This is a genomic window from Nocardioides sp. URHA0032, assembly GCF_000620645.1.
In the GTDB taxonomy this organism is placed as follows: Bacteria; Actinomycetota; Actinomycetes; order Propionibacteriales; family Nocardioidaceae; genus Nocardioides.
In genome coordinates this window covers 302714-316141 of sequence record NZ_JIAV01000015.1, presented here as the reverse complement: position 1 = coordinate 316141, position 13428 = coordinate 302714, and the positions used below count along the sequence as shown (strand labels likewise).

The following is a 13428-nucleotide window of genomic DNA, read 5'->3' as shown; positions in this document are numbered from 1 at the left end:
GCACAAGAAAGGTAGATGCAATGACCCGCGAGAACTCCCTCGTCACCGCCCAGTGGGTGGAGGACCACCTCGACGACCCGAAGGTGGTGCTGATCGAGGTCGACGAGGACACCACCGCCTACGACAAGGGCCACATCAAGGGCGCCATCAAGCTCGACTGGACGACCGACCTGCAGGACCAGGTCCGCCGCGACTTCGTGAACAAGCAGCAGTTCGAGGCCCTGCTCTCGAGCCGCGGCGTCGCGAACGACGACACCGTGGTGCTGTACGGCGGCAACAACAACTGGTTCGCCGCGTACGCCTACTGGTACTTCAAGCTCTACGGCCACCAGGACGTCAAGCTGCTCGACGGCGGCCGCAAGAAGTGGGAGCTGGACTCCCGCCAGCTCACCGACGAGGTGCCCAGCCGGGACACCACGTCGTACACGGCGCAGGAGCAGGACGCGAGCATCCGCGCGTTCCGCGACGAGACCGTCGCCGCCATCGGTGTCAAGAACCTCGTCGACGTGCGGAGCCCCGACGAGTACGCCGGCCGCCTCATGGCGCCGGCGCACCTGCCGCAGGAGCAGGCGCAGCGCGCCGGCCACGTCCCGACCTCCATCAACGTGCCGTGGAGCAAGGCCGCCAACGACGACGGCACCTTCAAGTCCGACGACGAGCTGCGCGAGATCTACGGCGCTGCCGGCCTGGACGACAGCTTGGAGACCATCGCGCTCTGCCGGATCGGGGAGCGGTCCTCGCACACCTGGTTCGTGCTGAAGGAGCTCCTGGGCCACCAGTCGGTCAAGAACTACGACGGCTCCTGGACCGAGTACGGCTCGCTGGTCGGCGTCCCGATCGCCCTCGGCGACGAGCCCGGCGAGGCCTGACCACCGCCCTTCGGCGGTCGACCGGCGAGTCCCGGTCAAGGCCCTTCGGTGGTCGACCGGCGGAGCTCGATCAGCGTCCTACGGTGATCGACCGCCGGAGCCCGATCAAGGCCCTACGGTGGTCGACCGGCGAGGCCCGATCAGCGCCCTTCGGTGGTCGACCGGCGAGGCCCGATCAGCGCCCTTCGGTGGTCGACCGGCGAGGCCTGATGAACCCCCTTCGGTGGTCGACCGGCGAGACCTCATGAACCCCCTTCGGTGGTCGAGTAGCGAGCGCCAGCGAGCGTATCGAGACCACTCCGAACCCAACAAAGGAACGAAATCATGTGCGGAGCAACTGAGGGCGGCCTATCGCTCGACGGCATCGACGTCAAGAAGGAGGCGATCGTCCAAGGCCAGGTGGTCCGCGGCGGTGAGCCGGTCGGCAACGCCTACGTGCGACTGCTGGACCGGACGGGGGAGTTCACCGCCGAGGTCCCGACCTCGGCGACCGGGCACTTCCGGTTCTTCGCCGGCGACGGCGACTGGACGCTGCGCACGCTCGCGCCCAAGTCGGAGCCAGTGGACAAGAAGGTGCACGCTTCGGTCGGCACCGTCGCCGAGGTCGTCGTCGCGATCTGATCTGCCCGGAGCCGCCCTGGACCGCCACGGTCCGGGGCGGTTTCGCGTCTGGGGACGCTCGCGCGACCAGAGTGGTCTAGGCCAGACCTGCCGGAGATCTAGACCAGTAGGGCGCCGGATCGGGGTGATTTGGGCGCACCGGGACGTCCGCGGCGAGCAGGCGCACCGTGGTTCTCCTTGGCTACGTCGGCAACCCTGACCGTGGACTTGAGCACTTTGCGAAGAATTTCCCCGAAATCGGTGATGGAGCCCAGCGACCATTGACATTGTCAACCGCTTCGGGCGATCTCGCGGATCGTGCCCGCCGCTCGAACGCCCCACCTAGCGTGCGCACGTCATCCAACGAAGAATGAGCTTGGGGGAAATCCATGCAGCGCAGTTTGAAGTCAGGGATCGCGGTCGTTGCGGCCGCCGGACTGTTCGCGGTGGGCGGCGCCAGCGGCGCGGTCGCGGCGAAGATGATCGACGGGTCCCGCATCAAGGACGCCTCCGTCTCGGGCTCGAAGCTCGAGGCGAATGCCGTCGGATCCCGCGAACTGTCGCCCAACAGCGTCGGGAAGAGCCAGATCAAGGACGGTGTCCTGGACGGCATCAAGGGTGAGCAGGGACCTGCCGGCGAGCAGGGACCTGCTGGTGCGCAGGGCCCCGCTGGCCCCGCCGGGCCCGCTGGCCCGGCTTCCACTGTTCCTGGTCCGGCGGGCGCAACCGGCCCTCAGGGCGCTACGGGCGCCACCGGAGCGAACGGCCTCGCCGGCGCTGTCTACCGCGTCGAGAACTACGTGAACGGTGGTACCAGTTCCGCGACCGTGGCTTGCGCGGACGACCCGGCTGTCTCCCAGACCTACACCGCGATCGCGGGTGGCGTGCAGGGCAGCGTGTCCAACTCCAACCCCGAGGGCACCGAGTCGCAGGACAGCTTCCTCGTCTCGTCGTCGTTCCCGGGCCGCATGGACTGGGGCACCGGCGAGCCGAAGATGAAGGACGACGGTACGCCGCGCCTCGACGGCTGGATCGTGCTGAGCAACGCCCAGCCCACAGACACGCTGAAGGTGTGGGCGCTGTGCGTTCCGAACACGAGCATCGACGTTGTGACCGTCGACCTGGAGAACTGACAGACTGACGTAAGAGCAACGAGAAGGGCCCCCGCGATCTGCGAGGGCCCTTCTGGTTTGTCCTACCAGCTCAGCTGCCGCTGTTGATCATGCCCGCGCCGACGGTGACGCCGGTCGCCTCGTCGATCAGGATGAAGGAGCCAGTCGTCCGGTTCTTCGAGTACGGGTCGCACAGCAGCGGCACCGTGGTGCGTAGCTGGACGCGGCCGATCTCGTTGAGGCCGAGCTCCTTGGTCTCCTGGTCGCGGTGCAGGGTGTTGACGTCCAGGCGGTACTGGATGTCCTTCACCAGCGCCCGGGCGGTCCGCGTGGTGTGCTTGATGGCGAGCTTCTGGCGCGGGCGCAGCGGCTCGTTGGTCATCCAGCAGATCATCGCGTCGATGTCCTGAGAGGGCTTCGGCGCGTTGTTGACCCGCGCGATCATGTCCCCGCGGGAGACGTCGACGTCGTCCTCGAGGCGGACGGTGACCGACATCGGCGGGAAGGCCTCGGTGACCTCCTGGTCGAAGAGGTCGATGCCGGCGATCTTGGAGGTCATGCCGCTGGGCAGCACGACGACCTCGTCGCCGGGCTTGAGGACGCCGCCGGCCACCATGCCGCCGTAGCCGCGGTAGTCGTGGTGCTCGTCGGACTTCGGGCGCACGACGTACTGGACTGGGAACCGGACGTCCTGCAGGTCGCGGTCGGACGCCACGTGGACGTGCTCGAGGTGGTGCATGAGCGTGGGGCCTGAGTACCACGCCATGTTCTCGGAGCGGTTGACGACGTTGTCGCCGGCCAGCGCTGAGATCGGGATGACGGAGAGGTCCGGGATGTTGAGCTTGGTCGCGAACTGCGTGAACTCGGCGTGGATCCTCTCGTAGATCTCCTGGGAGAAGTCCACGAGGTCCATCTTGTTGATCGCCAGCACGAGGTGCGGGACGCGCAGCAGCGACAGCAGCACGGCGTGGCGGCGGGACTGCTCGGTCAGACCCTGGCGGGCGTCGACGAGCACCAGGCCGAGGTCGGCGGTGGAGGCGCCGGTGACCATGTTCCGGGTGTACTGCACGTGGCCCGGGGTGTCGGCGATGATGAACTTGCGGGTCGGCGTCGCGAAGTAGCGGTACGCCACGTCGATGGTGATGCCCTGCTCGCGCTCCGAGCGGAGACCGTCGGTCAGCAGCGCGAGGTCGGTGTAGTCGTAGCCCTTGGACTGGCTGGTCGCCTCGACGGCCTCGAGCTGGTCCTCGAAGATCGACTTCGAGTCCAGCAGGAGCCGGCCGATCAGGGTCGACTTGCCGTCGTCCACGGAGCCCGCGGTCGCGAACCGGAGGAGGTCCATCTCCCGGGTCTGCTCGGCCACTTCGGCCTTCGTGAGGTCACTCATCAGAAGTAGCCTTCCTTCTTCCGGTCCTCCATGGCTGCCTCGGAGAACCGGTCGTCGCCACGGGTCGCGCCACGCTCGGTGACGCGCGCGACGGCGATCTCGTCGATGATCTTGTCGATGGTGTCGGCCTCGGACTCGACGCAGCCGGTCAGCGTCAGGTCGCCGACGGTGCGGAACCGCACCGTCCGCTCCTCGACGGTCTCGTTGCCCCGGGTCGGGTTGTGCTCGGACTCGGAGAGCAGCATGCCGTCGCGCTCGAACACGCGGCGCTGGTGCGAGAAGTAGATGGACGGGATCTCGATGCCCTCGCGGCCGATGTAGTGCCAGATGTCCAGCTCGGTCCAGTTGGAGATCGGGAAGATCCGCATGTGCTCGCCCTCGTGGATGCGGCCGTTGTAGAGGCTCCACAGCTCGGGGCGCTGCATCTTCGGGTCCCACTGGCCGAACTCGTCACGGTGGGAGTAGACGCGCTCCTTGGCGCGGGCCTTCTCCTCGTCGCGGCGCCCGCCGCCGAAGGCGGCGGTGAAGCCACCCTCCTCGAGGGCGTTCAGGAGGGTGCCGATCTGGAGGCGGTTGCGGCTCGTCTTGCCGTCGTCGACCACGACGCCGTCCCTGATGGCCTCCTCGACGCTCGCCACGATCAGCCGGGCACCGAGCCGGTTCACCCAGTTGTCCCGGCAGGCGAGGACCTCGGGGAAGTCGTACCCGGTGTCGACCTGGAGCACGGGGAACGGGATCTTGGCCGGGTAGAAGGCCTTCTCGGCGAGCCGCATCATCACGATGGAGTCCTTGCCGCCCGAGAACATGAGGACGGGCCTCTCGAACTCGGCGGCGACCTCACGGAAGATGTGGATCGACTCCGCCTCCAGCTGGTCGAGCTGACTCAGCCGGTAGTCGGCATGGGTTTCGGTCATGACTGACTGGGGACCTCTCGTCGGGACAGCAGCCGTCATCGTAGCCGCCGGAGACGTCCGGGCACGAAGCGCCGCCGAAGTGGAGTGATCTGGTTCACTTCGCGGTCCGACGATACGACGGGTCAGGCCCGGCGGGCGCGGCGTCTTGTCTCGTGGTCGGTGCGCGGGAAGTCCCCGTCGAGCTCCGAGACGGTGGGCGAGCCGAACATCGGCAGGCCCTGGGTCTTGCGGATCAGGCCCCATACGAGCGGCAGCAGCACGACCATGGCGATGCCGATGCCGCCGATCAGGCCCGGGTGCGTCTCCTCCTTGCCGAGGGGCCCCCAACCGGCCTTGTCGAGGAGGGCCACGCCCGACATGGTCAGCACGATCACGATGCCGCGGCGGATCACCGACTGCGGCACGCGAGGGGCGATCCGGCTGCCCAGGATCGTGCCCGGCACCGACCCGAGCACGAGGGGGACCAGGATCGACCAGTCGAGGCCGTTGATCGCGATGTTGGAGATGGCGGCGGCGAGCACCAGGGGCACCGCCTGGACGAGGTCGGTGCCGACCAGGCGCACCGCTGAGAGGCCCGGGTAGAGCATCAGCAACGCGATCATGATGACCGAGCCCGAACCGACGCTCGTGACGCCGACCAGCAGGCCGCCGACGGCGCCGACCAGCAGGGTCAGGAGGGGCCGGATCGGCGGGTTGGGGTCGGCGTCGCCGACGCCCCGCCGGACCCGGCGCAGGTTGATGTAGAGGCGGAGCGCGTACGTCGACGCGGCCAGCAGCAGGGCGAAGCCGATGCACTCCTTGAGCAGGGTGTCGATCGACTCCGGTTCGCCCCCGGCGACGGCATGGATGATCCAGGGCCCCAGCAGCGCCAGCGGCACCGACCCGAGGATCAGCCACTTGGCGAGCGAGAAGTTCGGCGAGCCCTCGCGGGCGTGCACGATCGCGCCGCCCGACTTGTAGATCGCCGCCGCGGTCAGGTCGGCGGTCACGACCGTGGCCGCGTCTCCGACACCGAGGAAGATCAGCGCCGGTGTCATGAGCGCGCCGCCGCCCATGCCGGTCAGGCCCACCACGATGCCGACGAAGAAGCCGGCTGCGAGGATCGAGAAGAAGGTCGTGGTGAGCACGTCACTCATGGGCTGATCTTCCTCGATCCGGTCAGGGCGGGCAGCACGACGCGCAGCAGGTCCTCCAGGGACCTGGCGCACGCCTCGGCGGCGTCCGGACCCTGCCCGAACGGGTCGGCCACGTCCAAATCGGCATTGGCGGTGCCGCGTCGCTCGGCGACGGTGTCGAGCAGCGCTCGCCCGGCCAGCCCGGGCGGCGCCATCCGCACCGCTTCCGCGAACTGGCCGAGCGTGAACACCTTGCGGAACGTCGCCGGGTGGTCGTCGAGGATGAACTGGCGGTGCGCGGTCTCGGCGGTCAGAACGAGGTCGGCGTTCAGCATCAGGTCGCTCGTGAAGGGCCGGCTCCGGAACTGGGCCACGCCGGGCACGCCGCGCCCGATCAGCGTCGCGGCCATCTCGTCGGGCATCGGCCGGGAGTCGAACCCGTGCGTGCCCGCGCTCGCGAACGTGGCGCCGGCGTGCGGCCCGACCAGGTCCCGGGACAGCAGCTCCATGAACGGCGAGCGGCAGATGTTGGCGGTGCAGATGTAGAGGATCCGCAGCGGCGGCTCGTGGCCACCGGTGCTGGTGCTCGGCGCCGAGGGTGGCGCCGATCGGACGCGCGGCTCGAAGCCGGCGGCCGCGTCGGCGTGCTTCTCGTCGTCCTGCTCCGCGCCCAGGATGTCCAGGCCGGCGTCGACGGGCTCGGGTTGCTGCGGATGGGTCTCGATACGCTCGCTGGCGCTCGCTACTCGACCACCGACATTCGGCGTGGCAGTTGCTGCCGGATCGTCGGGGGGCGGCGTGGTGGTCTCGATACGCTCGCTGGCGCTCGCTACTCGACCACCGAGGGGTGGGGGCGGTGGTGTGGTCTCGATACGCTCGCTGGCGCTCGCGACTCGGCCGTCGAGGAGTGGGTCCTCGACCGGGTCGGGTGGGGAGAGCAGGTCGAGGTGGCCGGAGTCGCGCAGCGCGACCAGGACGTCGTCGAGGGCCTCCTCGATGCTGCGGCCGGTCGTGTCGACGCGGACGTCGGCGTCCTCGGGCTCCTCGTAGGGCGAGGAGATGCCGGTGAACTCGGGGATCTCGCCGCGTCGTGCCTTGGCGTACAGGCCCTTGCGGTCGCGCCGCTCGCACTCCTCCAACGGTGTGGCGACGTGCACCAGGAAGAAGGCGCCGCCGGCGTCGTCGACCATCGCCCGGACCTGCTTGCGGGTCTCGTCGAACGGCGCGATCGGGCTGCACACGGCCACTCCGCCGTGGCGGGCGATCTCGGCGGCCACCCAGCCGATCCGGCGGATGTTGGTCTCGCGGTCCTCCTTGGAGAAGGAGAGCCCGGCGGACAGGTTCCGGCGTACGACGTCGCCGTCGAGGCTGGTGAGCGTGCGGCCGCCGTGCTCGAGCAGCCGGTCCATGAGGGCGCGGGCGAGCGTCGACTTGCCGCTCCCGGAGAGGCCGGTGAAGAACAGCACCAGCCCCTGGTCCTCCGGCGCCGGCCGGTCGGCGGTCACGATGGCGGCGATCTCGGGGGTGAAGCTGCCCGACGGGTCCTCGGTGACGCCGACGACGGGGTCGTCACCGGCGTAGTTGGCGACCACCTGGACGCCGAGGTCGTGGTCGACGTCGGCGTCGCCGCGGGACGCGAGCGGGATCGCGACGACCTCCGCGTCCGGGAGGTGGGTCGCTGCGGCGAGCGTGGCCCGGATCAGCGCGACGGGGGAGAGCTCCGGGGTGCCGTGGCCGACGAGGGGCAGCAGCACCACCGGCCCGACGGTCGCGAGGGCGGTGAGCTGCGGGTGGGTGAGGGCGTGGACGAGCGGGACGAACGTGCGTCCGGCGTACCGGTCCCGGGTCTGGGCCGGGCTCAGGTAGTAGCCGCGGAACGGCCCGTACTGCGCGTGGGTCAGGGGCTCGATGGTGCCGGCCGGCACGTCGACCTGCGCGAGCGGCAGTCCCTCGGGGTCGACGAGCTCGACGGCACCCGCCTCGGCCGCGAGCTCCGCGACGGCGGGCGGCAGCTCCAGCGTGACCATGCTGCCCGGCTCGTTGAAGACCACCGTCGGCACCAGGGCGCCCGTGACGAGCAGCTCGAGGTCGTCGAGCTCGCGCGGCGAGGGGCAGTACTGCGGGACGGGGGGCAGGGGCACGCGGGCAATCCTGCCAAACGCCCGCTCGTTACCCTGCGGCCATGTCCAGCCCAGTACCTGCCCCCGTCGTCGCAGAGCTCGTCCGATCCGGGTTCGTCGAGGGTCACCACTACGGGTCGGTGGTCGCCCTCGCAGCCGACGGCGCCGTCGACTGGGCCGTCGGCGCGGTGTCCGAGCCGGTGCTGCCCCGCTCCTGCAACAAGCCGCTCCAGGCGGTCGGCATGGTCCGTCTCGGGCTGGACCTGCCACCCGACCTGCTCGCGCTCGCGTGTGCGTCGCACTCGGGCGAGCCCTTCCACCTCGAGGCGGTCCAGCGGATCCTGGCGTCGGCCGGTCTGGACGAGTCCGCGCTGCAGACGCCGCCCGACTACCCGCTCGACGACGAGGAGCGCGACGCCGTGCTCCGCGCCGGGGGCGGGCGCACCTCGCTGCAGATGAACTGCTCCGGCAAGCACGCGGCGATGCTCGCGACCTGCGTCGTGAACGGCTGGGACACCGACACCTACCTGGAGGCAGACCACCCGCTCCAGCAGGGCATCCGTGCCACCTTCGAGGAGCTGACCGGGGAGCGCGCGGCACTCGTCGCCGTGGACGGCTGCGGGGCGCCGCTGCTGCCGACCTCGCTGGTCGGCCTCGCCGGTGCGTTCCGCCGGCTCGCGGTGGCCGAGGACGGGCCCGAGCGCCGGGTCGCCGACGCAGTCCGCCGACACCCGGCGCACGTCTCGGGCACCGGGCGGGACGAGCGCATCCTGCTGGAGGCGATCCCGGGCGCGATCGGCAAGGCGGGGGCGGAGTCCTGCTACGTCGTCGCCCTGCGCGACGGCCGCGCCTTCGCGCTCAAGACCGACGACGGGGCGGCCCGGGCGCGGCCGGTGCTGATGGCGGCTGCGCTGCGGAAGTCGGGGGTCGATGCGGAGCCCGACGTCGACGGGACTGCGGTGCGGCGCACCGGGGAGGCGTTGCTGCTCGGTGGTGGCCAACCGGTCGGGGAGATCCGGCCGCTGCTCTGATTGCGCCTGCTAGCACACGAAACCCTTGAATTGTCAGGCAAAACCGGGCGGTTGTGAGTCAAGGCACACCGTGAGTGCTTGCTGTTGCTAGCACGAGCGAGCACGATGAAGGCGTGGCAAAGGGCAAGGTCGGCAAGACCGTCGAGTCGCTCGGTGACTACCTCCGGGAGCAGCGGGTGGCCGCCCACCTGTCGCTCCGGCAGCTCGCCGAGCAGGCCGGGGTCTCGAACCCGTACCTGAGCCAGATCGAACGTGGACTGCGCCGACCGTCCGCCGAGGTGCTCCAACAGATCGCGAAAGCTCTCCGGATCTCCGCCGAACAGCTCTACCTGCGGGCCGGCATCGTCCATCCCGAGGGCGGCGTCGGCGGCTCCGTGGAGCTCGCGATCCTCGGCGACAGCCAGCTCACCGAGCGGCAGAAGCAGTCCCTGCTGGACGTCTACGCGTCGTTCCTCGCCCTCAACAAGGGCAGCGAGTGACAACCCAACCGAAGGAGATGGACATGGCCAAGGCCAAGTTCGACATCAAGACCGAGGCGACTCGCCCGATCTACGCCGGGGTCGGGGTCACCGACCTCGCCGTGGGCTTCGTGCGCGAGTACGTCGCCGACGTGCAGAAGCGCTTCGCCGGCGTCCAGAAGGACGTGCAGGCCCGGGTCACCGGCCTGGACCTCGAGCCGAAGGCGCTCCGCGACCAGGCGGCGACGGTCGTCAGCGCCCGCGTCGACGCGCTGTCCAAGGACGCCAAGGCGCGCCGGACCGCGATCGAGGCGCGTGTCGCCGAGCTGCAGAGCGCCCTGAACGAGAACGTCGCGTCGGTGGGTGACACCTACGCCGATCTCGCCAAGCGCGGCGAGATCCTGGTCGGCAGGATCCGCAACCAGGAGTCCACCAAGGCCACCGTGAAGTCCGCCAGGACCACGACGGCCAAGGCCAAGACCACCAAGACGCAGGCGAGCAAGGCCACCAGCACCACGGCCAAGAAGACCGCGAAGAAGGCGTCGACCACCGCGAAGAAGTCCTCGACCGCGCCGAAGAGCAGCGCCAAGGCGACCGCGACCGCGGCCAAGAAGACCGCCTCGAACGCCGCCTCGGCCACCACCGACGCGGCCTCGAAGGTCGGCAACTGAAGAGACGATGAGCAGCTGACGCTGTTCTGATCGATCGCCTCGGGCCCGGGACCGACGTCTCGGGTCCGAGGCGTTTGCGCTCCATCTGGTATCCGACGGTGAGCGGTGGAGGTCTCGTCGCCCGTCGCGTTGTCTGCGTCAAGGGGTGAGGGACATGGCGGCTAGTTCGCACGACGCCGATGTTGCGGACCGGATGGGCTCGACACCACGTCGAGGCGGCGGGTCGTTCGCCTGGCGGTGGTTTCGAACCTCGCTTCACTTGCGCCTCGACCAGCGGGTGCGACCCATTAGGCTGGAGCAGTGCTGCAGGTGTTCCAGGCTGAGATGGGCTTGATGACGATCGTCGAGTTGGTGTTGCTTGCCGTCAAGCTGTTCGCGTTCGTGAACTCGCTGCTGTACTCCGCGGAGGCCTACAGTGCTGCGAACAAGCTCACCAAGCCCGCCTGGACGATCATCCTCGGACTGGGGCTCGCCGCGCAGGTCGTCTTCGGCGGCCCGCTCGGCATCGTGAACCTGGCGTTCACGATCGCGGCTTTCGTCTACCTCGCCGACGTCCGCCCTGCGCTGTCCTCGCTCACTCGGCGCTAGGCGTTCTGCCGATCTCAGGATTTCCGCAATCCGGCCAGAGGCCTTCCGCTGTCCCGCTAGCGTTCGGGTACTGCCGGGTGACAAGCCAGGCGCAAGGGGGGAGACTTGCAGTGATGGGTGACTTCGAAGTACGTCCGTGGGGGACGTGGCAGGTGCTTGACGAGGGCGAGGGCTACAAGGTCAAGCGCATCGAGGTGCGCGCCGGCCAGCGTCTTTCGTACCAGACGCACGCGCACCGAGCCGAGCACTGGATCGTGGTGTCCGGGGTCGCTACGTGTCTGCTGGACGGTCGCACGGTCGTGGCGCTTCCTGGCGACACGGTGGAAGTAGCGGTGGGTGCCGCTCACCGCATCTCGAACCTCCACGACGAGGATCTCGTGATCATCGAGGTCCAGCGCGGCTCCTACACCGGTGAGGACGACATCTGCCGGCTCGACGACGACTACGGCCGCACGGAGGCGCTCCGCTCCTGACGCAGGTCGGCGTCCACCATGCGCCCGACGATCTCGTCGAACCCGACGGTCGGTGACCAGCCGAGCGCGGTCCTGGCGAGGGTCGCGTCCCCGACCAGCTCGGTCGGGTCCGCCGGCCGCACGAACTCCGGGTCGACCACGACGTACCGCTCCCAGTCGCTGAGCCCGGCCCGCGCGAACGCCGCCGCGACGAAGTCGCGCACCGAGCGGCCGACGCCGGTCGCCACCACGTAGTCACGGGGTACGTCGGCGCGCGCCGCTCGCACCATCGCGTCGACGTAGTCGGGCGCCCAGCCCCAGTCGCGCCGCGCGTCGAGGTTGCCGAGGGCCAGCACGTCCGCACGGCCCTGCGCGATCGCCGCGGCCGTCGAGGTGATCTTGCGGGTCACGAAGTGGTCGGGCCGGCGCGGCGACTCGTGGTTGTAGAGGATCGCGCTCACGGCGTGCAGCTCGCGGTGGCGGTAGACGTCGACCATGTGGTGGACGAAGGCCTTCGCGGCGCCGTACGGGTTGACCGGACGGACCGGCGTCGACTCGTCCTGCGGGCTGCGGTCCGGCTCGCCGAAGATCTCCGCGCTGGACGCCTGCACGAACCGCACCGGCCGGCCCTGCTTCTCCTGCACCAGCAGCGCGGAGTCCAGCAGCGCCGCCGCCGCGAGCCCGTTGACCCGCGCTGTGAGGTCCGGCTCCTCCCACGAGCGGGCGACCGAGCTCAGGGCCGCGAGGTTGTAGACCTCGTCGGGCGCCAGGTCGACCAGCAGCGCCCGCACCTCGTCGGAGTCGGTCAGGTCGCCGCGGTGCAGCTCGACACCCGGCGCCTCGGGCGGCGGCTCGAGCGCGTGCGCCAGGGCGTGCACCTCGACCCCCTCGGCGAGCAGCCGCTCGGCGAGGTAGCTGCCGTCCTGGCCGCTGATGCCGGTGATGAAGGCGAGCGTCATCTACCAGCCCTGCCGGGTGGCGGAGAGGTCCGCCTCGACCATCAGCGCGACCAGCTCGTGGAACGACACCTTCGGCTTCCAGCCCAGGACCTCCCGGGCCTTGCTCGCGTCGCCGATCAGGTGGTCCACCTCGGCGGGCCGCATGAACCGCGGGTCCTGGCGGACGTACGGCGTCCAGTCCTCGATCCCGACGTGCCGGAACGCCGCGTCCAGGAAGTCCCGGATCGAGTGCGTCTCGCCCGTCGCGATCACGTAGTCGTCGCCGTGCGGCTGCTGCAGCATCAGCCACATCGCCTCGACGTAGTCGCCCGCGAAGCCCCAGTCCCGCTCCGCCTCCAGGTTGCCGAGCACCAGCTCGTCCTGGAGCCCGAGCTTGATCCGGGCGACGGCCTCGCTGATCTTGCGGGTCACGAACTCCGGCCCGCGCCGCGGCGACTCGTGGTTGAAGAGGATCCCGGACGACGCGTGCATGCCGTACGACTCGCGGTAGTTGATCGTCATGTAGTGGCCGAACACCTTGCTCACGCCGTACGGCGAGCGCGGCCACAGCAGCGTGCGCTCGTGCTGGGGCATCTCCTGGACCTTGCCGAACATCTCGGAGCTGGACGCCTGGTAGAAGCGGATCCCGGCCGGCTTGTCGCCGGTGTGCAGCCGCACCGCCTCGAGCATGTTGAGGACGCCCTTGGCGGTGACGTCGGTGGTGAGCTGGGCGTTCTCCCACGAGTACGCCACGAAGGAGACCGCGCCCAGGTTGTAGACCTCGTCGGGGTCGGAGTCGCGCAAAGCCCGGATCAGGCTCGACATGTCGGTCAGGTCGCCGTTGTGCAGGCGTACGTCGGGGACCAGGTCGCGCACCAGGTCGAGCTTCGGGTTGTTCTGCCCGCGGATCACGCCGTGCACGTCGTACCCCTTGGCGAGCAGGAGCTCGGCCAGGTACAACCCGTCCTGGCCGGTGATCCCGGTGATGAGCGCAGTCGGCATGGACGGATTGTGCCAGCCGCTCCGGTCAGGGGGAGCGGTAGCGCACCGCGACCCGGCTGGCGTTGCCGGCCCGCCGGTGCCACCGGGTCCGACGACCGAGCCGGCGGTGACCGGAACCGGGCTCCCGACCGGGTGCCCGTCGAGGAAGAACTGGACCGTGCGGCCGGGTCG

General features: G+C 69.8%; 14 protein-coding genes. 8 read left to right on the top strand and 6 right to left on the bottom strand.

What is annotated here, in order from left to right:
- Nucleotides 1-20 precede the first annotated feature (20 nt).
- The 3 genes from N538_RS0106020 (at nucleotide 21) to N538_RS28890 (ending at nucleotide 2602) form a co-directional block, all read left to right on the top strand.
- Complete coding sequence (locus N538_RS0106020; RefSeq protein WP_028636570.1) at nucleotides 21-869, top strand: sulfurtransferase; 849 nt, start codon at nucleotides 21-23, stop codon at nucleotides 867-869.
- A 324-nt stretch (nucleotides 870-1193) separates the two neighbouring features.
- Nucleotides 1194-1490, top strand: coding sequence for a DUF1416 domain-containing protein (locus tag N538_RS0106015; protein WP_028636569.1), 297 nt, complete (start codon nucleotides 1194-1196; stop codon nucleotides 1488-1490).
- Between the two features lie 425 nt (nucleotides 1491-1915).
- A complete protein-coding gene (locus N538_RS28890; RefSeq protein ID WP_197025243.1) occupies nucleotides 1916-2602 on the top strand; it encodes a hypothetical protein in 687 nt (228 codons plus the stop codon).
- A gap of 70 nt (nucleotides 2603-2672) precedes the next feature.
- On the opposite strand, the gene cysN is transcribed toward N538_RS28890, so the two are convergent.
- From cysN to cysC, 4 genes are all read right to left on the bottom strand, one after another.
- Complete coding sequence (cysN, locus tag N538_RS0106005; RefSeq protein ID WP_081790308.1) at nucleotides 2673-3968, bottom strand: sulfate adenylyltransferase subunit CysN; 1296 nt, start codon at nucleotides 3966-3968, stop codon at nucleotides 2673-2675.
- Nucleotides 3968-4882: a sulfate adenylyltransferase subunit CysD gene (gene cysD / locus N538_RS0106000; RefSeq protein WP_028636566.1), complete on the bottom strand. Its 915-nt coding sequence runs from the start codon at nucleotides 4880-4882 to the stop codon at nucleotides 3968-3970. The genes cysN and cysD overlap by 1 nt, the downstream gene beginning before the upstream one ends.
- Nucleotides 4883-5004: 122 nt before the next feature.
- The gene (locus N538_RS24020) at nucleotides 5005-6018 is read right to left on the bottom strand and encodes a sulfite exporter TauE/SafE family protein (RefSeq protein ID WP_051548838.1); all 1014 of its coding nucleotides are present in this window, start codon (nucleotides 6016-6018) and stop codon (nucleotides 5005-5007) included.
- Nucleotides 6015-8138 carry an adenylyl-sulfate kinase gene (gene cysC / locus N538_RS0105990; RefSeq protein ID WP_231496147.1) on the bottom strand — a complete coding sequence of 708 codons (2124 nt, stop codon included), beginning with the start codon at nucleotides 8136-8138 and terminating at the stop codon, nucleotides 6015-6017. Before cysC ends, N538_RS24020 begins: the two co-directional genes overlap by 4 nt.
- Nucleotides 8139-8179: 41 nt before the next feature.
- Between cysC and N538_RS0105985 the strand changes: the two genes are divergently transcribed.
- From N538_RS0105985 to N538_RS0105965, 5 genes are all read left to right on the top strand, one after another.
- Complete coding sequence (locus N538_RS0105985; RefSeq protein WP_028636564.1) at nucleotides 8180-9148, top strand: asparaginase; 969 nt, start codon at nucleotides 8180-8182, stop codon at nucleotides 9146-9148.
- 113 nt (nucleotides 9149-9261) lie between these two features.
- Nucleotides 9262-9627, top strand: a complete 366-nt coding sequence (locus tag N538_RS0105980; protein ID WP_028636563.1) for a helix-turn-helix domain-containing protein — start codon at nucleotides 9262-9264, stop codon at nucleotides 9625-9627.
- Nucleotides 9628-9650: 23 nt separating this feature from the next.
- Entirely contained in the window at nucleotides 9651-10277 is a 627-nt protein-coding gene (locus tag N538_RS0105975; RefSeq protein WP_028636562.1) for a hypothetical protein, read from the top strand.
- A 300-nt stretch (nucleotides 10278-10577) separates the two neighbouring features.
- Nucleotides 10578-10865, top strand: a complete 288-nt coding sequence (locus tag N538_RS0105970; protein ID WP_051548835.1) for a DUF2516 family protein — start codon at nucleotides 10578-10580, stop codon at nucleotides 10863-10865.
- 113 nt (nucleotides 10866-10978) lie between these two features.
- Complete coding sequence (locus tag N538_RS0105965) at nucleotides 10979-11338, top strand: phosphomannose isomerase type II C-terminal cupin domain (RefSeq protein WP_036569566.1); 360 nt, start codon at nucleotides 10979-10981, stop codon at nucleotides 11336-11338.
- On the opposite strand, the gene N538_RS0105960 is transcribed toward N538_RS0105965, so the two are convergent.
- Both N538_RS0105960 and gmd read right to left on the bottom strand, forming a co-directional pair.
- Complete coding sequence (locus tag N538_RS0105960) at nucleotides 11308-12276, bottom strand: GDP-mannose 4,6-dehydratase (RefSeq protein ID WP_028636559.1); 969 nt, start codon at nucleotides 12274-12276, stop codon at nucleotides 11308-11310. The two genes, N538_RS0105965 and N538_RS0105960, sit on opposite strands and share 31 nt — an antisense overlap.
- Entirely contained in the window at nucleotides 12277-13257 is a 981-nt protein-coding gene (gene gmd, locus N538_RS0105955; protein ID WP_028636558.1) for a GDP-mannose 4,6-dehydratase, read from the bottom strand.
- Nucleotides 13258-13428: the final 171 nt, after the last annotated feature.

What these genes read in the sequence shown, in the direction of transcription:
- N538_RS0106020 (WP_028636570.1), top strand. Translation starts at nt 21, where the DNA reads ATGACCCGCGAGAACTCCCTCGTCACCGCCCAGTGGGTGGAGGACCAC.
- N538_RS0106015 (WP_028636569.1), top strand. Translation starts at nt 1,194, where the DNA reads ATGTGCGGAGCAACTGAGGGCGGCCTATCGCTCGACGGCATCGACGTC.
- cysN (WP_081790308.1), bottom strand. Translation starts at nt 3,968, where the DNA reads ATGAGTGACCTCACGAAGGCCGAAGTGGCCGAGCAGACCCGGGAGATG.
- cysD (WP_028636566.1), bottom strand. Translation starts at nt 4,882, where the DNA reads ATGACCGAAACCCATGCCGACTACCGGCTGAGTCAGCTCGACCAGCTG.
- N538_RS24020 (WP_051548838.1), bottom strand. Translation starts at nt 6,018, where the DNA reads ATGAGTGACGTGCTCACCACGACCTTCTTCTCGATCCTCGCAGCCGGC.
- N538_RS0105985 (WP_028636564.1), top strand. Translation starts at nt 8,180, where the DNA reads ATGTCCAGCCCAGTACCTGCCCCCGTCGTCGCAGAGCTCGTCCGATCC.
- N538_RS0105975 (WP_028636562.1), top strand. Translation starts at nt 9,651, where the DNA reads ATGGCCAAGGCCAAGTTCGACATCAAGACCGAGGCGACTCGCCCGATC.
- N538_RS0105965 (WP_036569566.1), top strand. Translation starts at nt 10,979, where the DNA reads ATGGGTGACTTCGAAGTACGTCCGTGGGGGACGTGGCAGGTGCTTGAC.
- N538_RS0105960 (WP_028636559.1), bottom strand. Translation starts at nt 12,276, where the DNA reads ATGACGCTCGCCTTCATCACCGGCATCAGCGGCCAGGACGGCAGCTAC.
- gmd (WP_028636558.1), bottom strand. Translation starts at nt 13,257, where the DNA reads ATGCCGACTGCGCTCATCACCGGGATCACCGGCCAGGACGGGTTGTAC.